The sequence below is a fragment of the Acidithiobacillus sp. M4-SHS-6 genome (assembly GCF_047421495.1).
Classification (GTDB): Bacteria; Pseudomonadota; Gammaproteobacteria; order Acidithiobacillales; family Acidithiobacillaceae; genus Acidithiobacillus.
Genome location: NZ_CP175559.1, coordinates 2,547,065 through 2,573,031, shown reverse-complemented (window position 1 = coordinate 2,573,031; position 25,967 = coordinate 2,547,065). Strand labels below are relative to the sequence as shown.

The 25,967-nt window shown below is 54.2% G+C and carries 22 protein-coding genes and 2 tRNA genes; 15 read left to right on the top strand and 9 right to left on the bottom strand.

The annotated features are described in order from the left end of the window. The first annotated feature begins 108 nt into the window (after nucleotides 1-108). The 5 genes from ftsY to ACJU26_RS13335 all read left to right on the top strand — a co-directional run bounded on the left by ftsY (nucleotide 109) and on the right by ACJU26_RS13335 (nucleotide 4,203). Nucleotides 109-1,305, top strand: a complete 1,197-nt coding sequence (gene ftsY, locus ACJU26_RS13355) for a signal recognition particle-docking protein FtsY (protein WP_414040117.1) — start codon at nucleotides 109-111, stop codon at nucleotides 1,303-1,305. Beyond that, entirely contained in the window at nucleotides 1,302-1,973 is a 672-nt protein-coding gene (gene ftsE / locus ACJU26_RS13350) for a cell division ATP-binding protein FtsE (RefSeq protein WP_414040116.1), read from the top strand. The genes ftsY and ftsE overlap by 4 nt, the downstream gene beginning before the upstream one ends. Beyond that, a complete protein-coding gene (gene ftsX / locus ACJU26_RS13345; RefSeq protein WP_414040115.1) occupies nucleotides 1,970-2,878 on the top strand; it encodes a permease-like cell division protein FtsX in 909 nt (302 codons plus the stop codon). Before ftsE ends, ftsX begins: the two co-directional genes overlap by 4 nt. A gap of 136 nt (nucleotides 2,879-3,014) precedes the next feature. Beyond that, the gene (gene rpoH / locus ACJU26_RS13340) at nucleotides 3,015-3,875 is read left to right on the top strand and encodes an RNA polymerase sigma factor RpoH (RefSeq protein WP_414040114.1); all 861 of its coding nucleotides are present in this window, start codon (nucleotides 3,015-3,017) and stop codon (nucleotides 3,873-3,875) included. A 7-nt stretch (nucleotides 3,876-3,882) separates the two neighbouring features. Then, nucleotides 3,883-4,203, top strand: coding sequence for a hypothetical protein (locus ACJU26_RS13335; protein ID WP_414040113.1), 321 nt, complete (start codon nucleotides 3,883-3,885; stop codon nucleotides 4,201-4,203). A 36-nt stretch (nucleotides 4,204-4,239) separates the two neighbouring features. On the opposite strand, the gene hslU is transcribed toward ACJU26_RS13335, so the two are convergent. From hslU to ACJU26_RS13300, 7 genes are all read right to left on the bottom strand, one after another. After that, a complete protein-coding gene (hslU, locus tag ACJU26_RS13330; RefSeq protein ID WP_414040112.1) occupies nucleotides 4,240-5,562 on the bottom strand; it encodes an ATP-dependent protease ATPase subunit HslU in 1,323 nt (440 codons plus the stop codon). 2 nt (nucleotides 5,563-5,564) lie between these two features. Then, complete coding sequence (gene hslV, locus ACJU26_RS13325; protein WP_414040111.1) at nucleotides 5,565-6,104, bottom strand: ATP-dependent protease subunit HslV; 540 nt, start codon at nucleotides 6,102-6,104, stop codon at nucleotides 5,565-5,567. After that, complete coding sequence (locus ACJU26_RS13320) at nucleotides 6,101-7,045, bottom strand: tyrosine recombinase XerC (protein WP_414040110.1); 945 nt, start codon at nucleotides 7,043-7,045, stop codon at nucleotides 6,101-6,103. The genes hslV and ACJU26_RS13320 overlap by 4 nt, the downstream gene beginning before the upstream one ends. Continuing rightward, nucleotides 7,039-7,731: a DUF484 family protein gene (locus ACJU26_RS13315; protein ID WP_414040109.1), complete on the bottom strand. Its 693-nt coding sequence runs from the start codon at nucleotides 7,729-7,731 to the stop codon at nucleotides 7,039-7,041. Before ACJU26_RS13315 ends, ACJU26_RS13320 begins: the two co-directional genes overlap by 7 nt. Beyond that, nucleotides 7,724-7,900, bottom strand: coding sequence for a hypothetical protein (locus ACJU26_RS13310; protein ID WP_414040108.1), 177 nt, complete (start codon nucleotides 7,898-7,900; stop codon nucleotides 7,724-7,726). Before ACJU26_RS13310 ends, ACJU26_RS13315 begins: the two co-directional genes overlap by 8 nt. Continuing rightward, the gene (gene dapF / locus ACJU26_RS13305) at nucleotides 7,869-8,792 is read right to left on the bottom strand and encodes a diaminopimelate epimerase (RefSeq protein WP_414040107.1); all 924 of its coding nucleotides are present in this window, start codon (nucleotides 8,790-8,792) and stop codon (nucleotides 7,869-7,871) included. Before dapF ends, ACJU26_RS13310 begins: the two co-directional genes overlap by 32 nt. A gap of 97 nt (nucleotides 8,793-8,889) precedes the next feature. Next, nucleotides 8,890-8,963 (bottom strand) — tRNA-Gln (locus ACJU26_RS13300). Nucleotides 8,964-9,149: 186 nt separating this feature from the next. On the opposite strand from ACJU26_RS13300, the gene ACJU26_RS13295 reads away from it, so the two are divergent. Both ACJU26_RS13295 and typA read left to right on the top strand, forming a co-directional pair. Then, nucleotides 9,150-10,433 carry a porin gene (locus tag ACJU26_RS13295; protein WP_414040106.1) on the top strand — a complete coding sequence of 428 codons (1,284 nt, stop codon included), beginning with the start codon at nucleotides 9,150-9,152 and terminating at the stop codon, nucleotides 10,431-10,433. A gap of 159 nt (nucleotides 10,434-10,592) precedes the next feature. Next, the gene (gene typA / locus ACJU26_RS13290; RefSeq protein WP_414040105.1) at nucleotides 10,593-12,416 is read left to right on the top strand and encodes a translational GTPase TypA; all 1,824 of its coding nucleotides are present in this window, start codon (nucleotides 10,593-10,595) and stop codon (nucleotides 12,414-12,416) included. A gap of 124 nt (nucleotides 12,417-12,540) precedes the next feature. On the opposite strand, the gene apaG is transcribed toward typA, so the two are convergent. Further along, the gene (gene apaG, locus ACJU26_RS13285) at nucleotides 12,541-12,924 is read right to left on the bottom strand and encodes a Co2+/Mg2+ efflux protein ApaG (protein ID WP_414040104.1); all 384 of its coding nucleotides are present in this window, start codon (nucleotides 12,922-12,924) and stop codon (nucleotides 12,541-12,543) included. A gap of 178 nt (nucleotides 12,925-13,102) precedes the next feature. On the opposite strand from apaG, the gene ACJU26_RS13280 reads away from it, so the two are divergent. The 3 genes from ACJU26_RS13280 to ACJU26_RS13270 all read left to right on the top strand — a co-directional run bounded on the left by ACJU26_RS13280 (nucleotide 13,103) and on the right by ACJU26_RS13270 (nucleotide 15,454). Then, the gene (locus ACJU26_RS13280) at nucleotides 13,103-13,759 is read left to right on the top strand and encodes an RlmE family RNA methyltransferase (protein ID WP_414040103.1); all 657 of its coding nucleotides are present in this window, start codon (nucleotides 13,103-13,105) and stop codon (nucleotides 13,757-13,759) included. Nucleotides 13,760-13,769: 10 nt separating this feature from the next. Next, nucleotides 13,770-13,846, top strand: a tRNA-Arg gene (locus ACJU26_RS13275). Between the two features lie 9 nt (nucleotides 13,847-13,855). Next, nucleotides 13,856-15,454: an ArnT family glycosyltransferase gene (locus ACJU26_RS13270; RefSeq protein ID WP_414040102.1), complete on the top strand. Its 1,599-nt coding sequence runs from the start codon at nucleotides 13,856-13,858 to the stop codon at nucleotides 15,452-15,454. Here the strand turns inward: ACJU26_RS13270 and ACJU26_RS13265 are convergent. Further along, a complete protein-coding gene (locus tag ACJU26_RS13265; RefSeq protein ID WP_414040101.1) occupies nucleotides 15,397-16,908 on the bottom strand; it encodes a DHA2 family efflux MFS transporter permease subunit in 1,512 nt (503 codons plus the stop codon). The genes ACJU26_RS13270 and ACJU26_RS13265 overlap by 58 nt on opposite strands. A gap of 340 nt (nucleotides 16,909-17,248) precedes the next feature. Between ACJU26_RS13265 and ACJU26_RS13260 the strand changes: the two genes are divergently transcribed. From ACJU26_RS13260 to ACJU26_RS13240, 5 genes are read left to right on the top strand one after another with little or no spacing between them, the layout of a single operon-like run. Next, on the top strand, nucleotides 17,249-18,370 hold the full coding sequence (locus ACJU26_RS13260; protein WP_414040100.1) for a capsule biosynthesis protein: 1,122 nt from the start codon (nucleotides 17,249-17,251) through the stop codon (nucleotides 18,368-18,370). Next, nucleotides 18,360-19,160: an ABC transporter permease gene (locus ACJU26_RS13255; protein ID WP_414040099.1), complete on the top strand. Its 801-nt coding sequence runs from the start codon at nucleotides 18,360-18,362 to the stop codon at nucleotides 19,158-19,160. The genes ACJU26_RS13260 and ACJU26_RS13255 overlap by 11 nt, the downstream gene beginning before the upstream one ends. A gap of 27 nt (nucleotides 19,161-19,187) precedes the next feature. Next, nucleotides 19,188-19,985 carry a DUF4214 domain-containing protein gene (locus ACJU26_RS13250; RefSeq protein ID WP_414040098.1) on the top strand — a complete coding sequence of 266 codons (798 nt, stop codon included), beginning with the start codon at nucleotides 19,188-19,190 and terminating at the stop codon, nucleotides 19,983-19,985. A gap of 2 nt (nucleotides 19,986-19,987) precedes the next feature. Beyond that, nucleotides 19,988-21,670: a glycosyltransferase family 4 protein gene (locus ACJU26_RS13245; protein WP_414040097.1), complete on the top strand. Its 1,683-nt coding sequence runs from the start codon at nucleotides 19,988-19,990 to the stop codon at nucleotides 21,668-21,670. Further along, nucleotides 21,631-25,956 (top strand): DUF6492 family protein, encoded by a 4,326-nt coding sequence (locus ACJU26_RS13240; protein WP_414041985.1) that lies wholly within the window; start codon nucleotides 21,631-21,633, stop codon nucleotides 25,954-25,956. Before ACJU26_RS13245 ends, ACJU26_RS13240 begins: the two co-directional genes overlap by 40 nt. Nucleotides 25,957-25,967 lie beyond the last annotated feature (11 nt).

Below are 25,967 nucleotides of genomic sequence, written 5' to 3'. Positions count from 1 at the left end.
TTCCCGGACTTCAGGGGTGGGCCGAGGGTTTTGGGCCTGCGCATTGTCCGGCAAGCGGCTTCGGTGGATAATGTCAAGGTTCATGATAGGGGAGGTTCTGTAAACTCGATGGTTTTTAACTGGTTCAAGCGTAACAAAAGCCCCGCTCCGGAGGAACGGGGTGAGGCATCCGAAACCGCTCCTGTCCCTCAGGAGCTTGAGGCGCTTTCCAGGAACAGTATCCCCGAAGCCGTGGAACCAACTGAAAAATCGGCAACAGCTGAGGACGTTGCTGCTTCTCCATCGGGTCTGCTGCCGGAACCGGCAGCCGAAGCAATACCGGAGGCAGCTGCAGAGGATGCGCTTTCCCAGCCCCAGCCCGCGGCGGCCAGTGCTCCCACAAAAAGCATGTTCGCGCGTCTGCGCGAGGGTCTGAGTCGCAGTCGGGAACAGTTCACCGAAGGCGTCAGCCGGCTGGTTCTGGGCAAGAAAGTCATCGACGAAGACTTGCTGGAAGATCTGGAAGCCCTGCTTTTGCAAGCAGATCTGGGTTCGGCGGCGACCCAGGAAATCATGTCTGCCGTGACCGAAAGCGTCCGCCGCAAGGAATTGACGGATCCCGCCGCACTCAAAAAAGCCCTGCGCAACGCCCTGCTGGACATCCTGCGACCCCGGGCCGAAACCTGGGTGCCGGAAAAAGGGCGGACCCAGGTGCTGATGATGGTCGGTATCAATGGCGCGGGAAAAACCACGACCACCGGTAAACTCGCGGCACGTTGGAAAGCCGAGGGCTTTTCCCTGATGCTCGCCGCTGGTGATACCTTCCGGGCGGCGGCGGTGGAACAATTACAAGGTTGGGGTCAGCGTGTTCAGGTTCCAGTGGTCGCCCAGGGAACCGGGGCAGACAGTGCCTCGGTCATTTTTGATGCCTTCACTGCCGCCCGTGCCCGGGGCGCCGACCTGCTCATTGCCGATACGGCTGGTCGCTTGCACACCCAGAACCACTTGATGGAAGAGCTCAAAAAGGTCAAGCGGGTACTGGGCAAGCAGGACCCGGATGCCCCCCATCAGGTCTGGCTGGTGCTGGATGCGGGCACCGGACAGAATGCCCTGAATCAGGCCCAGCAGTTTCACCAAGCTATCGGCCTGACCGGTATTTGTATTACCAAGCTGGATGGTACCGCCAAGGGCGGGGTGGTGGCGGCCATTGCCAAGACGCTGCCTATCCCGATCCGCTATATTGGTATGGGTGAGCAGGTTGCCGACCTGCGCCCCTTTGATCCCGAGTCTTTTGTGGATGCTCTTTTCGCGGAAACGAAATCATGATTGAATTTATCAATGTTACCAAGCACTATCCCGGCCGCCATCACGTCATCCGCGAGCTGAATCTCAAGCTCCAGACCGGACAGATGGCCTTGCTGACCGGTCCTTCCGGAGCCGGCAAAAGTACCTTGCTGAAGTTGCTGCTGCGTCTGGAAGATGTGAGCCACGGCACGCTGATGGTCAATGGCGTGGATGTATCGACCCTGAAAAAACGCCATATTCCCGCCTATCGGCGGCGCATCGGGGTGGTTTTCCAGGATCACAAGTTACTGATGGATCGCGATGTGTTCAGCAATGTCGCCCTGACCCTGCAGGTCAGCGGGGTGAGCACCAAGCAGATTCAAAGTCGGGTGCGCGCCGCCCTGGAAAAAGTCGGTCTGGGTAATCGGATTCACAATATGCCCGCGACCCTCTCTGGAGGAGAGCAGCAGCGCGTGGGTATTGCCCGGGCTATTGTACATACGCCGGAAATTCTCCTGGCTGACGAACCGACCGGCAATCTGGATGGTTCCTTGAGTACGGAAATTCTCGATATGTTCCGGGACTTTCATCAACATGGCACCACGGTTCTGGTGGCGACCCACGACCAGACCCAGGTCGAGCGTCTGGGGTTGCCGGTATTTCATCTGGAGCAAGGCAGGCTGCAGAATTCTGAGGAGAAATCCGCGTGAATGCCGTCCATGTCCGTCTGGAAGCCGCCCAAAATGCCCTGCACACCCTGGTCAAACAGCCGCTGGCGACATTGATGACCATTTTTGCCCTGGCCATTGTGCTGGCTCTCCCCGTAGGTCTTTTTGCCGCTTTGAATAATCTCCAGCAATTGCTGGGGCAGTGGCGGGATCAGGCCCAGATTTCCCTGTTTTTGCACCAGGACGCAACAGCGCAGGACATTCAGCAACTGCAGAAAAAGCTCCAGGGCAGCACCGGTGTCGTCAATGTGCGCTATGTGGGCAAAACCGCGGCGCTTCAGGAATTTGAAAAAAATGCCGGTATGACCGCAGCCATCAGGATTCTGGGTGAAAATCCCCTGCCGGCTTCCTTCATTGTGGAATTGAATCCCTTGTCCGAAAGCCCCGCTGCCTTGCAGGCACAAATCCAGGCCTGGTCGCGTCAGCCCGGCGTTGCCAGCGCCCAATCCGATCTGCATTGGGTAGCGCGCCTGCAGGCGATTCTGGCCCTGGGGAAAACCGCTGTCTGGATTCTGACCATCCTGCTGGCAGTCGGCGCCATTCTGGTCATGGGCAATACCATTCGTCTGCATATCGCCCAGCGCCGCGATGAAATTGATATTGCCAGTCTGGTGGGCGCAACCCGATCCTTCATCCGGCGCCCTTTTCTGTACCAGGGGCTGCTTCAGGGCGCCATTGCCGGCACCCTGGCCTGGATCATCATTGCCATTACCATCGCGATCTTGCAGGGGCCGGTAGATCGCCTGGCAACCCTCTATGGCACTCGATTTGAACTTTTGGGCCTGACGGGTCTGGAAGGCGTGATACTGATCGCCATCAGCGCCATTCTCGGCTGGTTGGGTTCCCGCCTTGCCGTGGGCCAACATCTCGACCATACTTTTTCCTGAAGGGCGGAAAGCGCTTGAAAAGGCTTTCCCTGATCCCCAAATGAACGACAAATTATGTCTGCGCCCTGTTCCACGGCCTGGAACTTCCTGCGGATATTCGGAGTCGAAGGTGGCATGATTGTCATGAGGACAAAATATGAATGAACTTGCTATAGCCAGTAGGGATCTGGTCAGCACCGACGGGTTGACGGCTTACCTGCGTTTCGTCAACGCCCAGCCCATGCTGGAGCCTGAAGAAGAGCGGGATCTGGCCTTGCGTCTGCGCGATCATGGTGATGTCGAAGCGGCAAAAACGCTGGTGCTCAGTCACCTGCGTTTTGTGGTGCGCATTGCCCGGGGATACCGGGGTTATGGCCTCCAGGAGGCGGACCTGATTCAGGAAGGCAATATTGGCCTGATGAAGGCGGTCAAGCGCTATGATCCGGATCATGGCGTGCGTCTGGTTTCCTTTGCCGTGCATTGGGTCAAGGCGGAAATTCACGAATTCATTTTACGTAACTGGCGAATCGTCAAGGTGGCTACCACCAAGGCCCAGCGCAAGCTGTTCTTTAACCTGCGTTCCAGTCGAACCCATACCGGCTGGCTGAGTGGGGAGGAAAGCGCCGCCATTGCCGAAGATCTGGGTGTCACCCAGGATCAGGTACTGGAAATGGAAGGGAGGATGACCGGTCATGACTACTCCCTGAACTTGGAGCTTGATGAAGAGAGCGGGAATCCACAGATGAAGGAAATTGCCGATCCTGCCGAATCCACGGTGGATCAGCTTTTCGACCGGGATTGGGATGCCCATCAGCATGCCGCCTTGCAAAGCGCGTTGTCGGCCTTGTCCCAGCGGGATCGCTACATCATCGAAAATCGCTGGCTCAGTGAGGAACCCAAGACCTTGCAGGTACTGGGCGATGAGTTGGGAGTTTCTGCGGAGCGCATCCGCCAGCTGGAAAAAAACAGCATGGGCAAGTTGCGTCAGAAAATGCTGGCGCTGAGATCGGTGGCCTGAACAGTTGTTGCTGTTTCATATTGATGACGCGGGCCGTTGGCCCAATCTCCTGGCCAATGTGCGGAATGCGGCAGCAGCAGATCCGGGCCGCGCACTGCGGGTCATTGCCAACGGTCAGTCCCCGGTTTCCCTGTGGGCCCATGGACACTGGCGGCGGGAAATCGAAGAGCGGATCACCGCCGGTTTGTGGGTGGATTTCTGTGAAAACAGTCTGCGCAACATGGGCCTTGACCCCGCTGCCCGGCCCGCGGGCAGTCATCTGGTGCCTGCTGGCGTCATCGCCATTGCCGAAGCCCAGGCAGCGGGAGCCTTGTATATCAAACCCTGAGTGTCCACCCAGGGTCATCCCCTATAAACCAAAAGCCTATAAAATATAGCGGGACAGATCTTCGTCCTGGGCCAGATCCTGCAGGCGTCCATTCACATAGGCCGCATTGACTTCCACACTGGGCTGGCTCAGGTCGGGGGCGGCGAATGCCACTTCTTCCAGCAGGCGTTCCATGATGGTGTGCAAGCGACGGGCGCCGATGTTTTCCACTCTTTCGTTGACCTGCTGGGCAATTTCGGCAATGCGCTGCACGCCGTCGGCGGTGAATTGCAGCGTGACGCCATCGCTGGCGAGGAGGGCACTGTACTGGCGCACCAGGGCATTCTCCGGTTCCTGCAGGATCCGCACCAGGTCCGCCGCGCTCAGGGCGTCCAGCTCGACGCGAATGGGCAGGCGCCCCTGCAGTTCCGGAATCAGATCCGAGGGCTTGCTGAGGTGAAAGGCGCCCGAGGCGATGAACAGAATATGATCGGTTTTCACCACGCCATAGCGGGTGCTGACATTGGATCCTTCTACCAGAGGCAATAAATCCCGCTGTACCCCTTCCCGGGAAATGTCCGCGCCCTGCTGACTGCCGGAGCGCACGGTGACCTTGTCGATTTCATCGATGAACACGATACCACCCGACTGCACCCTCTCCAGAGCCAGGGCGCGGACTTCTTCTTCATTGACCAGTTTGGCCGCCTCGTCGTCGGTGAGCAGGCGCTGGGCTTCTGCCACCGGCACCTTGCGGATGCTGGTCTTGCCCTGGGACAGGTTGGAAAACATATCCCGCAGTTGATTGGTCATTTCTTCCATACCCGCAGGCGCCATGATCTCCACGCCCGCCTTGGGAGCGGCCACTTCGATTTCGATTTCCTGCTGATCCAGTTTGCCTTCCCGGAGCATCTTGCGGAATTTTTGCCGGGTGCCTTCATTGCTGCGCGGCAGCGAACTGTCCCGGGGACCCGGAATCAGGGCGTCCAGGATGCGTTCTTCGGCCATTTCTTCGGCGCGTTGCCGCATGGCGGTCTGGCGTTCGCTGCGGATCATGTCCACGGCGGTTTCGGTCAGATCGCGGATGATGGACTCCACATCCTTGCCCACATACCCGACTTCCGTGAATTTGGTGGCTTCCACCTTGATGAATGGCGCATTGGCCAACTGCGCCAGGCGGCGGGCAATTTCCGTTTTGCCCACCCCCGTGGGTCCAATCATCAGAATGTTCTTGGGGGTGATTTCCTGATGCAGGGGGGCAGGGACCTGGGCGCGTCGCCAGCGGTTGCGCAGGGCAATGGCCACCGCACGCTTGGCGTCCGACTGGCCGATGATGTACTTGTCCAGTTCCTGGACGATTTCGCGGGGGGTCATTTCGGACATGCTCATAGTTCTTCAATCGTATGGTTATGGTTGGTGTAAATACAGATGTCGCCGGCGATGCCCAGTGCCTTTTCGGCGACTTCGCGGGCGGACAGGGCGCTGTTTTCCAAAAGGGCGCGGGCGGCCGACAGGGCGTAAGGACCACCGGAACCAATGGCAATAATGCCATATTCCGGTTCCAGCACGTCGCCTTGTCCGGTGATGATCAGGCTTTGTTTTTCATCGGCCACGGCGAGCATGGCTTCCAGACGTCGCAATACCCGATCGGTGCGCCACTCCTTGGCGAGCTCCACGGCCGCCTTGGCCAGTTGCCCCGGATGGGCTTTCAGTTTGGCCTCGAAGCGTTCCAGCAGGGTGAAAGCATCCGCAGTAGCACCCGCAAACCCGGTCAGCACCCCGGACTCGATGCGGCGCACCTTGCGCGCATTGCCTTTCATGACGGTATTGCCAAAAGTGACTTGGCCATCGCCGGCCATCACCACATTGGCGCCACGGCGGACGCAGAGAATGGTGGTGCCATGCATGGGTAATGCCTCTGTCATGTGGGGTCCTCGTCTTGCGGTAGTCTGGATTGTTTGGCGCGGGGATGGGTTTGGTCATACACCTGCGCCAGACGCTGATAGTCCATATGGGTATAAATGGCCGTGCTTGCAATACCCGTGTGGCCCAGATATTCCTGCACCGCGCGTAAATCTCCGGCGGACTGGAGAAAATGGCTGGCGGCGCTGTGGCGCAGGGTATGGGGATGAATATGCTGACCCAGGCGGGTTTCTCCCAGCGCCTTGATGCGGATCTGGATGCTGCGGATGCTGAGGCGCCGACCGGAAGCATTGAGCAGCAGGGCGTTTTCTTCGGGACGATGCTTGTCCATGAGCAGGGCATGGCGCAGGGGCAGGTAGGCTGCCAGAACCCGCCAGACCGCCGAACCCGCCGGGACAATCCTTTCCTTACGGCCTTTACCCATGACCCGCACGCTACCACCATGGCGGTCCATATCCTGCACATCCAGGCCTGCCAGTTCACTGACGCGCAGGGCACTGGAATACAGCAACTCCAGGATCAATTGGTCGCGGATTTGGGCAAAATCGGCCGTGTTTAGAGTGGTATCCGCAGAATCCATCAATTGTTTGGCCTGGTCCACCGTCAACCAGTCAGGGAGGCGTTGTTCGGATTTGGGCATCATGATGCCCTGCACAGGATTCTGTAGATCGGGGGTGTCTTTTTGCAGATGCCGATAGAGGGCGCGCAAGGCGGCAAAACGGCGGCGCAGACTGCGGATAGCCACCCCGCGACTGCGTTCGCGCATCAGATAGGCGCGCAGATCGGCAGGATGGACGGCAGTCATATCCTGAGCTCTGCGGGTCTGCATGAATTGCATCCAGCCCTGCAGGTCGCGCTGATAAGAGACTATGGTGGCGGGACTGTAGCGGCCGCTCTGGGCAAGGGCGGTCATGAAATCCATGATGGCTTCCTGAATCAGCATGGAGTCAGGCAGCGATCCAGGGCCGCCGTCACCAGCCGCGCAATCTGATTGAGCAGGTCGGCACCCGCATCCTGGGCGTAGCGCTCGGGGTTCTGACTGCCCAGCACAATCCCCGCCTGCAGATGCTGGCCCAGCAACGGAATCAGGGCAAAGGACTCCAGCGCTGCGCCGTCGGCAGCAAACAAGGTGCTGCGCAGTGCTGGGGTCAGGGACAAGCCGGTCGCGGCCTGGGAAGGAGGGAAGCCGTTCAGTAATGCCAAGAAATCCGGTTCTTCGAGAACGGCAAATTGTGGCAGGCCTGGTACTGGTGCCCGGGCGATCAGGGCCAGCGCCTCGACCTGAAAACCTTCGCGCAGATGGGTCAGCACCGCATGGAGAGTGGCCGGACAGTCGGGGGTGTTCAGCAACTCCGTGGCCAGATCGGAAAGATGCAGACCCAGGGCAGCATTTTGTTGAGCGGCACCCAGCAGGGCGCTGATGCGCTGCTGCAGGCGATGGTTTTCTTCCCGTAAGAGCTGCGCCTGCCTTTCCAGCAGGGAGGAGGCCGAGCCTCGGCCCACATGGGGCAAGGTCAGGGAGAGGAGCAGGTCTTCCTGGTCCCATAAATATTGGGGATGTTCGCGCAGGTACTGGTGGACTTGCTGCGCCAGATCATCCAGTTCCGGAGCGGTAGCCAATTCAGTCATCCTCCCAGTGGGTATCGCTGTAGCGTTCAGGGGCGCTATGGACTTCCAGCGCCGCGATGAGATGGGCGAGGGTTTCGCCTTCCTGATCGTTGAGTTTATGTAAAAAAGCCAGTTGTTCCGAGTTGCTGTTGAGGCTCTCAGCAATGGCGCGCAATGTCGTGTCCTGCATGATCGGATTCTCCCTTGGCTGCCTGGCGGTCCGTCTGGAGGGACCAGGTGCCGTCAAAAACCACCTGGGCCGGTCCGGTCATCATAACCGCTTGTCCGGGTCCTGCCCATTGGATGCACAAGCGTCCACCCGGAAGATCCACGACGACCGTCTGATCCAGTTCTCCCCAGCGGATGCCCGCCACCACTGCAGCACAGGCATTGCTGCCGCAGGCCAGGGTTTCTCCCGCACCCCGCTCCCAGACCCGCAGACGAATGTGGGTGCGATCGCAGATTTCCATGAAGCCAACATTGCAGCGCTGCGGAAAATCCGGATGGTTTTCAATTCGTGGCCCCAGACGCGTGACCGGCGCATGGCGTATATCGGGCACACGCAGCACGGCATGGGGATTGCCCATGCTCAAGGCCGCCATGCGCAGGGTGTCATGATCCACTTCCAGGAGGTATTCCGGGCCTTCTTCCGCGGCGCGCAAGGGAATCTGCCCTGGCGCAAAACGCGGGACACCCATGTCCACCAACACCTCCCCGTTTTCCAGAATCTGGAGTTGCATCCGTCCGGAGCGGGTTTCTACCTGAATGATGGCTTTGTCGCAGAGCCCGGAACGACGGACAAATATCGCCAAGCAACGCGCCCCGTTCCCGCACTGGGCCACTTCACCGCCGTCGGCATTGAAAATGCGGTACCGGAAATCACAGTCGGATGAATCGGGTTTTTCCACCAGCAGAACTTGATCGCAACCAATGCCAAAGTGGCGGTCAGCAATGGCGCGAATCTGTTCGGGTGCTAAATGAACCTGTTGGCGGATGCCATCAAAAACGACAAAATCATTACCAAGACCCTGCATTTTGGTGAAATGCAGGGCAGTAAGAGCAGGTGGATGCGTGGCTTTCATGAAGGAGAGTGTAACACGAAGTTGCCGCGAATGCTCCGCAGCCGCGCTTTGATCTATAATTAAAGCGCCCGAGGGAACTTGGGCGCTTGCGTAATTTTGGCTGGGGAACGTGGATTCGAACCACGGTTAGCGGAGTCAGAGTCCGCTGTCCTGCCGCTAGACGATTCCCCAAGGGCGGCGGCGATGATAGCCATGGCCGACTGCCTGTGTCAAACGTGGAGCTTGATAAGCATATCGGTGTATAAAATTGGCGGCGCGTTGCAAAAAAGGTGTTGTCAAAATGTTGCAAAGTGCCCACACCGGTGCTATAACTTAAAGCGTAGTATCCAGACAATGCTCTCGAGGAGGAGCCTTATCATGAAGAAGAATCTTATCGCTTTGGCCGTTGCGGCCGCAGTTTTGGTGCCTGGTGCGGCTTTTGCGGCAACCAGTGACAGTTCCAACCAGGTGTTTCAGCCTGAGAATTCCCGGGATACGGGTCCGGTCCTGTATGGATATGCCCAGATCACCGGTGCTCAGCAGTGGGGCACATCCACCAATGGGTCTGCTTCGGGTTCCAATGGTTTGGTTTTCGGTGCCAATCGTATTCGCTTGGGTGTCAAGGGCGAAGCGGTTCCCGGTGTGACTTACAACATCGAGGCGGGTTGGGACAACGCTGCGATTTCGGGTAACTTCAAAGGAGGAGACTCACTTGGCAATCTGCTGAATGACGGCCTCGGCAATGGTGGCAATGCCTCCATCATCAATGCCTGGTTGAACTATGCTCCTGTGCCATTTGCACAGCTTGAGGTGGGCAAGTTCAAGCTGCCGGTGGGCAATGAATACGTGAGCAAGCAGGGAAATGAGCTGCCCTTCATCTTCCGGAGCATGGCGCAGTCCTTGGTACCGGGCCGTTCCGCAGGCGCGATGATCCATGCCAATGATGTATTGGGAACCGGGGTTGGATATGCAGTTGGTGTTGCCGATGACACCTCTTTGGATGCGTACAATGCCTATGACTTCGCCGAAAGTGGTACCACTCCCTTCGGAAGTGGTCAAAGTGGTTACCTGAATGGCAGCGGCAACTATATTGCCTTTGCCCGCTTGAATTATGACTTCATGGGACCCTTGCTGAAGGCGGAAGTGAGCGGGTCGCGCATGAGTCTTGGGTATGTGTCTCCCACATTGGCTGGCTCGGTTATTTATACATGGAACGTAGGCATACACGGCGGCTTAATGGGAATCCATTACGCAGCATCCTACACCAATATGAACACTGGGCGTAGCTTCGTTCCCGCAGTAACCAATTCCTATGGAATGCTGGCCACGGACTGGAATGTGGGTCTGGGCGTAAATCTGCATCAGATGACATTGACCCCGTCCTGGCTGGATATCGAACCGGCAGTGCGCTTCGATTCATTCAGCATCAACAACCATAATGGTTACGATGCGAAACTCGACAACACGACAGTGGGTGTCAACTACTATGTCAACCCCAATAATCCCCACGCCGCAGAAGTGCAGTTGAATTACATCATTCCAACGGCGCGGAACGGCAAGTTCGGTACGGGAACCATGGGTGGGGTGTTCGGTGCCAATGGCGCACCCATCAACGGCATGGCCTACAACACGTTGATGTTGCAGTTCCAGGCAGGTTTCTAAGTCAAAAGAATATTTTTCGAGTGACTTCGGTCACTTTCCCTTGCCGCCCCTTTCGGGGCGGTTTTTATTTGCATTTTCGACAGGATACCGTTATAAGAAAACCCGCTGCGGGGCGGCAGATGCCCGCGTTTTTTCTTATGACCGTTTTGGGGAATATCAGTGGCTCGTCAAATCCGTAACATCGCTATCATCGCGCACGTTGACCACGGCAAAACCACCCTGGTGGATCAGTTGCTCCGTCAGTCCGGTACTTTTGCCGCCCACCAACAGGTGGAAGATCGAGTGATGGACAGCAACGATCTGGAAAAGGAACGAGGCATTACCATCATGGCCAAGAACACGGCGGTGCAGTGGGGCGACACCCACATCAACATCGTCGATACCCCTGGACATGCGGATTTTGGTGCGGAAGTGGAGCGGGTGCTGGGCATGGTGGATGGCGTTCTGCTGCTGGTGGATGCGGTGGAGGGACCCATGCCCCAGACCCGTTTTGTGACCCGCAAGGCGCTGGAGCTGGGTCTGAAGCCCATTGTCGTGATCAACAAGGTGGACCGCCCCGGCGCCCGTCCAGACTATGTGATCAGCGCGACCTTTGATTTGTTCGACAAGTTGGGTGCCAGCGAAGAGCAGCTGGATTTCCCGGTGATTTATGCTTCCGGACTGCAAGGCTACGCGGGGGAAAATCCCGATGTGCGTTCGGGCGACATGAAACCCCTCTTTGAACTGATTTTGTCCCATGTCCATGCCCCGGAAGGGGATCCCGAAGGGCCTCTGCAAATGCAGATTGCCGATCTGGATTATTCCAGCTATGTGGGACGTATTGCCATTGGCCGCATCCGCCGGGGGTCCATGAAACCCGGTCAGGATATTGTCCTGATTCATGGTGTGGATCAGACCCAGACCAGGGGCCGTATCCTGCAGTTACTGGGTTTTGACGGTCTCAAGCGGGTGCCTTGGGAAACGGCGACCGTGGGCGATATTGTCGCGGTGACGGGTATCGAGGAGCCTGCCATCGGCGCCACCATTGCCGCACCGGAGGCTCCGGAAGCCCTGCCCTGGAAACCCATTGATGAGCCGACCCTGAACATGACCTTTCAGGTGAACACCAGTCCTTTTGCTGGCAGGGAAGGCAAGTTTGTCACCAGTCGCCAGTTGCGCGACCGGCTGTACAAGGAGTTGCTCATCAACGTGGCCCTGCGGGTCGAAGATACGGACAATGCCGATGTGTTCATGGTTTCCGGACGGGGTGAGCTGCATCTGACCATCCTCATTGAAAACATGCGTCGCGAAGGCTACGAGCTGGCCGTGTCCCGTCCCAGGGTGATTCAGCGTCAGGTCGATGGGGTCTGGGAAGAGCCTTATGAGGCGTTGACAGTGGATGTGGAAGAAACCCATCAGGGGACCATCATGGAGCGCCTGGGCATTCGGCGCGGGGAGTTGCAGGACATGATTCCCGATGGTCGTGGTCGGGTGCGCCTGGAGTATAAGATTCCGGCGCGGGGTCTGATTGGTTTCCATACGGAATTTCTGACGGCGACTTCGGGAACGGGCGTCATCAGCCATATTTTCGAGGGTTATGGTCCGGTCAAGGGCAGCATTCCTGCCCGTAACAATGGCGTGCTGATTTCCGCGGAAGAAGGCGAGGCCGTGGGCTTTGCCCTCTTCAACCTGCAGGAACGGGGCCGGATGTTTGTGAGTCCGGGCGACAAGGTATATGAAGGCATGGTGATTGGCATCCACAGCCGCGACAACGATCTGGTGGTCAATCCCCTCAAGGAAAAGAAACTGACCAACATGCGCGCCTCGGGTTCCGATGAAAACATCATGCTCACCCCGCCCATCAAAATGACCCTGGAAGCGGCGGTGGAGTTTATCGCCGATGACGAACTGGTGGAGGCCACTCCCCAATCCATCCGTATCCGCAAGCGTTATCTCACCGAAAATGAGCGCAAGAAGGCGGCGCGCGGCGGGAGCGGGAACTGATTACGCCTGTTCCCCCAGGGCATCTGACGGAGACTGCGTTGCCGTAAAGGCTCGGAAAAACCGCGTACGGCCGGGTCATAAATCGGCGCCCAGATGCCGTAGGCGCGCTGCAGACTGTTTCGGCTCAATGAAAAACCGTAGCTACGGCCAAACGAAAGGCGGGAATGGGGCTATCAAAGCTTTCTCCATCAGCGCTCACCCATTCATAGCTGCCGTGCATGCTGCCCACCGGGGTTGGGAGCACCGCGCCGCTGGAGTAGCGGAAGCGTTGCCCCGGCTGCAGGATGGGCTGTTCACCGACGACTCCCGGCCCCTGAACTTCCTGCACGCGTCCTTCGGCATCGGTAATGATCCAATGGCGATTGAGTAACTGTGCGGTTTTCGGGCCGTGATTTTCGATGGTGATCTGATAGGCGAATGCGTAATGGTCCTGCTCAGGACTGGATTGCTCGGGAAGATAGCGGGTTTCGACGCTGATCCGAATATCCGTGGGGGGTTTATCGGTCATGATGCTGCTCCGGGCGCTTGGCCGGTAGATTGTTCCATAACAGTCTAGCGATGACCGTGCTACCTGCCAAGCTGCGGCCAGATGCCCGGCAGGGAGCATGTCTGCTCAATGCTTCAAAAAAGCAGAAAGGGAGTGTACGGTTGCGCGATGCGGTGGTCAAAGGGCGGAGGAAGGCGTTGTGGCGAGAAGTAAATCCAGTGAAAAATGGCTGAAGGAACATTTTCGGGATGTATTTGTCCAGCGCGCCATGAAAGAGGGCTACCGTTCCCGGGCAGCCTACAAGTTGCTGGAGATTCAGGAAAAGGATCGCATTATTCGGCCCGGCATGCGGATTCTGGATCTGGGTGCCGCTCCGGGGGGCTGGACCCAGGTGGCGGCCCCTCTGATTGGCCGACATGGCCGCCTGGTGGCGGTGGATCGCTTGCCCATGGATCCGGTGGTCGAAGCCACGGTGATTTGCGGAGACGTGTATGAAGAAGCGATTATCGCCGCCTGTCGGGAAGCCTTGCCCGAAGGCGCGGATCTCATCATGAGCGATATGGCGCCCAATATGTCCGGCATTGCCAGTGTCGATCAGGCCCGTGCCATCGATCTGGCGGAACTGGCCCTGGATATGGCGCAGCGCTGGTTGCGGCCGGGCGGGACCTTGCTGATCAAGGTATTCATGGGCGCTGGTGCTGAAGATTTGCGTCGTGCCCTGCGTCAGGATTTCCAAAAAATTGTGGTACGCAAGCCCACAGCCTCCCGAGCCCGTTCAACGGAACAATACTGGCTGGCGCTGAATTTTCAGGGACCCCAGGAAAGGTTGGACAAGCCGCCAGCGAGTTCCCTATAATCTGCAGCGCGCGCAGTTAGCTCAGCTGGATAGAGTGTCGGCCTCCGAAGCCGAAGGTCACTGGTTCGAATCCAGTACTGCGCACCAATAAAATCAATGAATTCTTGTCATTCAGAGGACAGCACCATCGGCATTCTGACAAGGCCATCCCGCTTTTGGGAAACTCCATGGCCTTTCGCTGGAGTCCTGCTACTCATTCACTATGCGCTCATCCTGTGGGGGCCTCTGGGAATTTCCGGAGACGAGGCCCAGTACTGGCTCTGGTCCAGGCACCTCAGCCTGGGTTATTACACGAAAGGCCCGCTGCTGGCCTGGCTCATGGCCGTCAGCCGATGGATATTCGGTGATACTTTGTTGGGAGTGCGGGCCTGGGCACCGATTTTTTCTTTCACAGTGACCCTGCTTGCCTGGTTTTTCGCCTGGGATGTATGGAAGGACCGGAGGGCCGCATGGGTAGCTTGCCTGGCTCTCAGCATTATACCCATCGTTTTTCTGGGCGGTATGGTCTTTACCACTGACGTTCCCATGCTGACCTTCTGGATGCTCACGCTCTGGTCTGTCTGGCGGGCCCTGGCGCGAGGAGAATCCTGGCAATGGCTACTGGCAGGTGTCTGGCTCGGTCTGGGATTGCTCAGCAAGTACAACATGGGGGCCCTGCCACTGGCCATTTTCCTGGTGCTGCTCTTTAGTGCCGAAGGACGACAGCAACTGTCCCGAAAGGAACCCTGGCTGGGAGCCCTTATCGCACTGCTCATACTTTCACCTAATCTCTACTGGAATGCCACCCATCATTGGGTAACCATGCAAGCCACCTGGGGGAACGTCACTGGTGGTCAGGGGGGCTGGCAAAGTATCGGTACTTTCCTTGCTGGTCAACTGGGCGTTTTGGGAGTCTTTCCAGCCATCCTGCTCATCTTTGGGCTGTGGCGGAGCCGCCGGTTACGGACTAGGGGATGGACCATCATCATGGCGAGCAGTCTGTTGATTTGGTTTTTTTATCTCCTGAAGAGTGCTACCGGGCAAATTGATGCCAACTGGCCAGCGGAAAGCTATATTGGTTTGTGGATATGGGCGGCGGGTTCCTTGGCCAGACTATCTCGTCGGTATCTGATTCCCGCCATGTTCCTGCCGTCACTGCTGATCGCCGCGGTTCTGGCCTTGCCCTCGGCGGCCAGTTGGGGCTTGTCCGTGCCACCTCACTGGCTTGTGCCCTTCAAGCAAACCAGGGGGTGGAATGCCTTGGGACGAAAGGTGGAGCAGGCGCTGGACGAACAACACGATAGCTTGATCGTCACCGATTTCTATCAATACAGTGCGGCATTAAGCTTCGTTTTACCCGGCCATCCATTTGTCTATTACAACGATTTTTCTGGAACGCCAGCCCGCAATCAATATGCGCTGTGGCCGCACTTCTCCCCCCGACCTGGTCAACGGGTGTTACTGCTACTGAGTGGCTTGGATCAGCCACTACCCCTAGGCGCAAGACACTACGTTGACCACTGCGGAACCGGTCAGAACATCATCGCCCGCAGCCAGAATATCTCATGGCATCATCTGACGTTCTACCAGTGTCAGGGTGCAGGCTCCCAAGATCGTATGGTAAGCGGGTTGCCGTGGCCTGAACTTGTCAAAAAGATTCATTCCATCAATGAGGTTGCTTCATCTTCCACCAGATCTTCCTCTTCCTCGACATAGGACTCGGGCCGTTGCACAGGCTGTATGAAGAAGTAAGCAATGACCGCAATTCCCAGACAAAGCCACATGGATAGCCGCAGGAGGCTATCGATGCTGAGGCTGCTGGCCACTCCCTGGAGGTATTGGAACAGGACCGGCACCGGCAGGACCGGATGGTGCCGGGGCCATTCCGAACGCAAACTGTTGCTCGCCAGGGCCGTGCCCCGGATCCAGAAGGTGGACAGCAGGGTTACCCCAAGGGAGGCGCTGAACACGCGCAGAAAATTCCCGGTGGTCGAAGCCCGGGCAAGCTCCTCGCGAGGAATCGGGGACAGCATGACCATGGTCAGGGGAACAAACAGGGAGCCTGTTCCGAGCCCCAGGAAAAAGGTGATCCAGAGCAACTGAGCGAGCCCCATCATCGGACTCAGGTAGGCCGTTCCATAGGCCAGGGCGAAAAGCAGAAAACACAGCGCAGCGAGGCGGTGTAAACCAACGGGCCCACGCAGCCGGTCCATCAGGCTGGAGAGGGGTACGGCGGCGAGACCCAGGGGAATCAAGATCACGCTTGCCCACAAGCCATTGAAGCCCAGGGTCTCTTCGGCCCACAAAGGCAGGATGGAAATCCAGCCCACGAAGAAGGACCACCCCAGACTCAACAGCAGCAAGCCCAACCAGAAATTGCGATGGCGAAAAAAGTGGAATTGCAGCAGTGGGTGCTTGGCGCTCCTTTCCCGCCAGGCGAAGAGCAGCAACAGCGACAAGGATATCAGTCCGATGTGCAAGATGAAACGGGAATGCCACCAACCGTATTGTTCCCCGTTATCCAAAACGACCTGCAAGGACATGAGTCCGGCATAGAGCAACAAAAAGCCGAGCAGATCGAAGGCCGGGGGGTGTTGCCGTTCTTCTTCCGGGATGGCCCCCGCCCCCAGCCAGGCCGCCACGCCCCAAAGGGGCACCGAGAGGGTGAAAATCCAGCGGTAGCTGAGTGTCACCGCCAAAAACCCTCCCAGCGCCGGCCCCAGGAAGAAAGGAATCAACATGATGTTGCTCCAGAGGATGGTGATCAAGCCATGACGACGCGGATCGGTGTTGCGCAAAAAGAGGATCTGGCTCAAGGGGACCAACAGGCCGGCGGCTATCCCCTGCATGGCGCGACCGATGAGCAGGATCCACAGATTGCTGGTGGTGGCACTGATGACGCTGCCCACGGTGGCGATGAGACAGGCCCCGAGAAAGGCCCGCCGGCTGCCGAGTCGGGCGCTGGTCCAGGGCATGATGGTGATGCCCACCGCCCAATTGACAACGAAATAGGTCAGGGTCCACATGGCGTGATCACTGCTGGTGGACACGCCTCCCGCCACATAGGGAAAGATTGCCTGGAGCGCGGCACCATCGAAGGACCCCAGGGCCAATCCCAGACCCACCCCGGCCAAGAGCCTCCAAGGCATGGGTTGTGCTGAATTGGACATGGTCAAGCCTCCAATTGTTTGTTCGATGTGCCTTGCAACCCGGTGGATTGCCTAACTCCACGTCCTGCCAGTGCATATCCAAGCATATCCATTACGCGCAGGTTGCCGGGTCCGTTGACATGATGGCATACCGACCGTTCGGTCAATAATATAGCAAAAAAACGCCTGTCGATGCATTTTTTGAAAGTCCGGTTGTGGTACAAATGATGCAAAGCGGCGCCTACCTGGGCGAAGACGATATTGCCCGCTTTGATGATATTTATGGACGCGCCGAGGCTCTTGTCCCTACCGCCTGAATCTGACCATAATATAGCTATAACCGTATACAGGAAACTGCTGCGTGCTGAAGGCCCTCTGGACCCGTATTAAAAACCTGAACAAGCTGTTCATCTGGATCGTCCTGGTACCGACGGGCCTGTCCGTCCTGTACTTTGGCCTGATTGCTTCACCAGTTTACATCAGTGAAGCCCGCTTTGTGGTGTACAGCCCCAACCAGCAGGTCAGCAGCAGTAGTGGGCTGCTTTCCTTGCTCAGCAATTTTGGAGGGAGTAATTCCACCAGTGCCGCGCAAACCATCAGTTCCTACATCTCGTCCTGGGACGGCATGATGGCCGTCAACAAGCTCTACCCCCTCAAGCAGATTTTCGGGAACAGCGATATTGATATCTTCAACCGCTTTGGCGGGGTGTTTTATCCCTACACGTCCGATGTGCGCTTGTGGCGCTACTATCAACACATGGTGGCGGATACTCTGGATAGTGCCAATGGCATCAGTGAACTCAAGGTACGCGCGTTCAGCGCCAAAGATGCCCAAAAAATCAATGACTTTCTGCTCGCCAAAAGCCAGGATATCGTCAATCAACTGAATAATACCGCCCGCCATCGCGCGGTGTTTTATGCCAAGCAGGACGTGGAACAGGCCAAGCGGACTTTACGGGATGCCACCCTGGCCCTGGCCGAGTACCGTAATCTTCGTCGGGTGTTCAGCCCCCCGGCACAAAGCAGCTTGCAACTCGGCATGGTCAGCAAGTTACAGGACCAGTTGATTGCCATGCAGACCGAATTGCAATCCATTGTCGCCCATGCCCCGGACAACCCCCAGATACCCGTCCTCAAAAGCAGCATAACGGCCTTGAAAGGGGAAATCGCCAGCGAACAGTCCAAGGTCACCGGCGACCGGGAATCCTTGGCCAGCAAGGACATTGAATTCGAGCGTCTGACGGTCAACCAGCTCCTCGCTCAAAAACTGCTGGAAGCCGCCGTCACCTCCCTGGAACAGGCCCGCATGACCGCCCAGAAACAGGAACTCTATCTGGAAACCATCAGCCGCCCGAACCTGCCCGATGCCCCCCAGCAGCCCAAGCGTTTTGAGGACATTCTGGCCGTGCTGATTGTCTCGCTGATGATCTGGGGGGTGTTGAGCATTCTCTACGCCGGCATCAAGGAACACCATGAGCGCTAATGCCACCAAGGAAACCTTCTGGTATCAGTTCCGCCTGCAACTGCGGGTGATCTGGGCGCTGATGCTGCGCGAAACGGTCACGCGCTTCGGGCGTGAAGGATTGGGGATGTTGTGGATGATTGCTGAGCCTGCCATGTTTGTGGTGGGAGTGATGATTATTTTTTCTTTTATTGAAACGGGTTATCCGTATGGAATCAGTCCTGCTGAATATCTGGCGGTGAGTTATCCCACGCTGTTGTTCTGGCGGAATGGAACGGGCAGAGTTACGGGTGCAATCAATGTGAACCGTGCACTATTGCATCACCAGCCTATCCGGCCCATGGATATTATCTACTCGCGCATATTACTGGAATTTGCCAGTGGTATAGCCGTATTTTTATTTCTGTTTCCGATCTTTATCATAGTGGGCATTTGCCACGTACCAAGTAGTATTTTAACGATGGCATTAGGGTATCTGCTAATTATTTGGTTTTCCTTTGGTTTTGTCATGATCATGGCCGGGCTGGCTGAACTGAGCGAAACCATTGAAAAAACGTCCCACATCATTCTCTACCTGATGCTCCCTTTCAGTGGGGTATTTATCCCGACATTCCTTGTACCGGAACCATACCGCAGTTATCTGCTGTATTTTCCGCTCATTGATGCGGTGGATTATTTTCATCATGGCTACTTTGGTTCAGGGGTGCCTAGCTATTATCACATGGGATATACCATATTTGTGCTGATTGCCATGACGTTGTTTGGCTTGGCGATTTCCGGGGTAGCTATCAGCAAAGTCAAGGCTAGTTAAAACATGATTCAAGGTAAGAAATAGTTTATGCCAATTCAACACATCACAGAACTTTTTGCACTAGATGGCCCCAAGTTTATTAGAGAGGCCTATTGTAACCTGCTTCAGCATGATCCAGACACTCAGGGCATGGCTTACTACCTAGGCAGGTTGGCCCAAGGCCATAGTAAAGAGTCGATTATCTTCCAATTGGCACGATCTTCAGAGTGCCGACCCCATCAGGAGATTCTAGGACTGGAGGCTTTGGTCAAGGCGGAACGTCGCGCTCAACACTGGTTTTGGGGGCGTGCAGATCGTATAAAGCGGATGAAAAATAAAATTCATAAACTCCAAATGGCTTTGGCGGAACATAAAAATTCTTATAATAAACTAGAAGGTGGGCTTACAGCCGCACATATTCAAGAGGCTTACCGATTAGTGTTGGGAAGAGATGCAGAAAGCGAAGCGCTTATAAATGGGCCTGCAGGATATGGGACTATTGAAAATCTTTACCAAGCCCTGCTTTCCTCAGAGGAGTTCCAGAAAAGATTAAATAATGAATTTCATGGGCTTACAGCCGCACATATTCAAGAAGCTTACCGATTAGTGTTGGGAAGAGAAGCAGAAAGTGAAGCGCTCATAAATGGGCCTGCAGGGCATGGGACCATTGAAAATCTTTATCGCAATCTATTTTCCTCCGAGGAGTATCGGCAACGATTTGCCAATTCTCAGAATCAATTTGATGGCCTGACAAAGCCCTTGTCAGAGATTTTGGATGACTATGCCATGCAAATCTACAAGGATATAGAATTGGAAATTAAGCTTTATGATAAAGAGGTTGCATAATTATGCGCATCATTATCGACATGCAGGGTGCGCAAACCAGTAGCCGTTTTCGGGGGGTCGGCCGTTACACCTTGTCCTTTGCCCAGGCCGTCGTACGGAATCGCGGCAAACACGAAGTCATTTTAGCTCTTTCTGGTCTCTTTCCCGAAACCATTCAACCCATCCGGGCTGCCTTCCATGACTTGCTACCCCAGGAAAATATCCGTATCTGGGAAGTTCCCGATCCGATAAAAGAAGAGCACCCCGACAACGATACCCGTCGTTTGTCTGCGGAACTGCTACGTGAGGCATATCTGGGCAGCCTACAGCCTGATCTCATTCACATCTGCAGCCTATTCGAAGGTTATGTGGACGATGCCGTCACCAGCATTGGCCGCTTTGATCGCACGCACGTCAGTGTGACACTGCACGATCTGATCCCCCTGCGTAATCCCGAACACTATCTCAATGGTAACCCCCGTTATGCCCGTTATTATCAACACAAAGTCGCTCATCTAAAGAAGGCAGACTGTTTTCTAGCAGTATCGGAGTATACCCGCCAGGAGGGCATCGACTGCCTCGGTGTATCCGCTAGCAAGATCGTTAATACTCTCGAAGCAGTAGAACCAGAGTTCCAGGTTTTGAAGCTTGAACAGGACACAGTGCGGGTTATTCAAGATAAGTTCGGTATTACACGTTCCTTCATTCTCTATACCGGTGGTGACGATGAACGCAAGAACCTCCCACGTCTCGTCGAAGCCTATGCCGCCTTGCCTGTAGGCCTGCGTAGCGCTCACCAATTAGTTTTTGTCGGTCCGATTGGGAAAACCGGTGAGTTGCGCCAACTAGCACAAGATGCGGGACTCCAACCAGAGGATTTCCTCTGCACTGGCCATGTCAGCGATGAGGAACTCGTTCATCTTTATAACCTTTGCCATCTCTATATCTTCCCATCCTGGCACGAAGGCTTTGGTCTACCTCCACTGGAAGCCATGGCTTGCGGAGCGCCGGTCATCGGTGCCAATACCTCCAGCCTGCCTGAAGTCATTGGCCTGGAGGAAGCTCTTTTTGACCCTTTTGACGTTTCAGCCATCACGACCAAACTGCAGCAAGCCCTGACCGATGAAGCTTTTCTAGCCCGCCTGCGTGAACATGGCCGGAAGCAAGTCCAAAAATTCTCCTGGGACGAAACCGCCAAACGGGCCATCGCTACTTGGGAATCGTTGCAACGTCCTCAGCCCACTTCTTGTTTGACGATATCTGCCAAACACGCAAAACCTAAACTCGCGTTTGTTTCGCCCTTACCTCCTGAGCGTACCGGTATTGCCGATTACAGTGCGGAGTTACTCCCAGCTCTGTCACAGTACTATCAGATCGAAGTCATAGTAGACCAACAGGACGTTACAGATCAGTGGATCAGGAAAACTGCCCAATTAGAACTAGCGACTGGCTCAGGGAAAATTATCGTCAGTATGATAGGATTCTCTACCACTTTGGTAACAACTCATTCCACCAGTATACATTCCCACTGCTGGAAACGATGCCAGGTGTCGCAGTGCTGCACGACTTCTTCCAATCTGGCATCCAAGCATACAGGGATGGTGGTGCCACAACGCCCCATGTATTGGCCCAAACCCTATACGCCAGTCATGGTTATCGTGCCGTCATGGAGCGCTATCTTTCTGCCAATCCGTGGGAAGACGTAGTGATGTCGTATCCGGCTAACCTGCCGGTTTTACAGCGCGCGCTGGGCATCATCGTTCATGGGGAGTACTCCCGAAGACTGGCTAGCCAATGGTATGGCTCCGAGGCCGCAGCAGACTGGGCCGTCATCCCCCATTTGCGGGTGACTGCAGAGCCATTTAGCCGGGAAGCAGCGCGGCGTCAAGTTGGATTTACGCCTGATGATTTGATCATTTGTTCCTTTGGCTTTCTAGGTCCCACCAAACTGAATCATCGCTTACTAGAGAGCTTTTTGGCCTCACCCCTCGCTATCAATCCGAAGGCAAAGCTTGTTTTTGTTGGTAGTAATGAACATGGGGGAGATTACGGTAGGCATCTAATTCAAGCCATTAATAGTAGTGGTTGTGCGTCTCGTATTTATGTAACCGAATGGGCCGACACGGAAACTTTTCGGGCCTATCTTGCTGCTGCTGATATTGCTGTGCAATTGCGCACCCTTTCCCGTGGGGAAACATCCGGCACCGTATTGGACTGCATGAATTATGGAGTAGCCACTATTGTCAACGCCCATGGCAGTCTGGCAGATCTGGATAAAGATGGTGTCTGGATGTTGCGAGATGACTTTACTGATGAGGAACTGATTGACGCGCTCACCACACTGATCGATGACAGTCAATTAAGAAAAGATTTAGGTGTCAAAGCGCAAGAGATTATTCGCACCAAGTACCATCCTAGGAACTGTGCGCAAAAGTACATGGAAACCATTGAACGGTTCTACGAACAATCACAGAAAGGTTTACGCGGAGTTCTCCCAGGTTTTGCGAAGATTCATCTACAAGAAAGAGATATCCTTTCCTTAGCCTCTTCATTATCCGACAATTTTCCACCATCACCGCGTCAACCACAGTTGTTACTCGATATTTCAGAGCTGGTATATCATGACGCTAAAACTGGCATTCAAAGAGTAGTGCGCGCTATCCTACGAGAATGGCTGGAGAATCCACCCAAAGGTTTCCGAGTAGAACCAGTATATGCGGCCCATGATTCAAAGGGATATCGCTATGCACGGCGCTATATCTGCCAGTTCCTTGATATCCCGGATGACTGGGCACGGGATAGTGCGGCTAAGGCATGGCCTGGTGATGTATTCTTAGGAATGGAAGTCATACCTGATCTGCTATCAATTCAGCAATCATTTTTGCAGCGCTGGCATAACCGTGGTGTCCATGTATGGTTTATAGTCTACGATCTATTACCCATCCGCATGCCAGAGGTTTTTCCACCCGATAGCACCCAGGGATTCAGCCGCTGGCTGCAGACCATTTCCAACTTCGATGGTGCAGTCTGTATATCGAAAAACGTAGGAGAAGACTTTCAGAAATGGTTGCAAGAGCAGGCTTTTTATAGTGAAAAGAAGCGGCCTTTCCAGGTCCGCTGGTTCCACATTGGCGCTGACATTGAAAATTCAGCGCCAACCCAGGGTTTGCCGCCCGATACCGACAACACCCTTAGACAGATAACAGCGCGCAAGAGTTTTTTAATGGTGGGCACTATCGAGCCGCGTAAGGGGTATCTTCAGACCATAGAGGCGTTCAATCAGCTTTGGCGGACTGGAAAAGACATTAACCTGGTTATTGTCGGCAAAGAGGGCTGGAAACACCTATCATACGAAAAACGTCGCACTATTCCAACCATAATGGAAAAACTAAGGAATCACCCGGAATTGGGTAGGCGTCTTTTTGTACTTGAAGGCATCAGTGATGAATACCTGAAGCAAATATATGCGGCAAGTACATGCTTGATTGCCGCATCGTATGGCGAAGGTTTTGGTCTGCCACTCATCGAAGCTGCGCAACACAAGTTACCCATCATCGCGCGAAATATTCCGGTCTTCCGTGAGGTGGCTGGTGATTATGCCTATTATTTTGCAGCTAAAAAAAGTCCGGAAGTAGTTGTCCAAGCCGTCAAAGATTGGCTTTCATTGTATCAGGTTGGAGAACATCCTGTGCCTGAGGCAATGCCTTGGCTGACCTGGAAGGAAAGCGCGGGCAATCTTTTGAGTGCCATCCTTGAAGCAGGTACGTCCCTTGTGCCATCCTCACCGCATTCTGGTTCCGAGTATAATAAAAACGATTCTATGGTCGCAGAAGAAAATGGTCTAGTCGTCCATCCCGAACAAGCCGCAAAACGAGAAGATATAGTTCTAGGTAATCCGATAGAACGGCGGCTTCTGGAAGGCGATTTCACATGGTCACAATCTATAGCATCTGAACACAAAGCTGCGCATAACCGCCCTCAAGAAAACGACAAATTACGTGCGGGATGGATCACGACATGGAACGTGCGTTGCGGTATAGCCGCTTACTCTGAGCATCTTCTTAAGAATATGCCGGGGAATGTTACTGTACTCGCATCCCACACGGATGATAGAACAGCAAATGATGGCGAAAATGTTTGGCGTTGCTGGTCTATTGGCGATCACGAGAACTTGATCGGGTTGACGGACACCATTGATCAGTTGGATCTCAACGCTATAGTTATACAATTTAACTATGGCTTCTTTAATCTAGAGAAATTACGAGACTTTATACTTAAGCAAATTAATTATGATCGTGTGGTTGTCATCACCCTACATGCAACAATCGATCCGGTGCACGAGCCTCACAAGAGGCTAACCATATTGGTGCCAGCCTTAAAACTCTGCCATAAGGTATTGGTACATTCTCCTGCAGATGTACATAGGCTAAAGCAGTTAGGAGTAAATGAGAATGTTGAAATATTTCCTCATGGGGTCCTTGACTATACTCCACCTTTAAGAAACCAGCCTTCTGAGAAAACCTCAATATTTAAAATCGCCTCATATGGATTTTTTTTGCCACATAAAGGATTACTAGAGGTGATAGATGCCATAGCTATGCTACGGGATCGAGGAATCAATAATATTCAATTAGAGATGGTGAACGCGGAATTTCCGGCGTTAGAGTCTGCACATGTGATAGCACTGGCAAAAAAGAAAATTACGGAACTCAACCTTCAAAAACATGTAACACTTGTCACTGATTTTTTGTCTGACAAGGAAAGTTTAGATAAACTTTCGGACGCAGATTTGATTATCTTTCCGTACCAAAAGACAGCTGAATCATCCAGCGCAGCGGTGCGTTATGGGATCGCTAGCGGCAGACCGGTAGCAGTAACCCCTTTGCCAATTTTCGATGATGTTGAAGATGCGGTACATTTACTTCCTGGCTTTACTCCAGAAATGCTCACGGATGGAATCCTTTCTTTAATCAAAGCAATAACCAATGAAGATGAATTAATACGCAATAAATCCCATGATGCACAATGCTGGCGAGAGGAACACAGTTATTCAAATATTTCTCTAAAGTTGTATGATGTTGTCACGGATCGTCGAACGTTATTTCCAACTGCAAATGATATTAATGATTTGGTTAGTAGGATTGGACCTTGTGATTTTTGCGTTGTTAATAAAAGTTATATCAAGGATATTTATTGGTCGGCCACGCTCTATAAATCTTGGGTGCAACATTCTCAAGAGAAAGTTCCATTCTTTATCGTTGTTCCAAAAAATGATTTATCCGCATTTTACAAAGTATTCATTAATCGTTTTGGTCGCGATATTCCAATCATACTATGCGAGGAAGAACTGTTAGCAAGCATAGATATCCGCGTGCCAGAAAACTTTGATGGATGGCATCTACAGCAAATAGTGAAACTTGGATTTGCGAAAACCGGATGGTCAACGAGGTATTTAACTCTAGATTCTGCAACGCTGATTAAAAAAGATTTTTCTTGGAGATCTGTTTGGGGTGATGCCGGAAGAATATACTTAGATTGTCGGCCAGAAATTAGAGAGCGAGCTTATAATATTCTTGACGAAAATAATGAAATGACTTGGTTAAGAGGGGATCTTGCACCTTCAAGTTTAACCTACAGAGAAATTGATGATCTACTTGGGTTATCTCGGGATATTACCGCAACATATACCACTTCGATGATTTTTGATAGTAAAATTGTTGTTTATTTAGAAAACTATCTACGCAATAAAAATATAAACGGTATAATTGGTGCGATACAAATAGCACCATACGAGTATCGTTGGTATGGGACGTACGTGATGGAAAGCTGCAGAGAAGATGTATTCTATAACGTTCCTTTTAAGGCGGTGCATAATTGCCATAAAGATGATAAATTTCATTTAGATGCGCTTAAAAATAATGAAATTGGTTTTGTCTTTCAGCCACCAGCTTGCACATTGGTTGACCCTAAAAAATTGTTGGATGAATTTTAATCTAAGAGGAA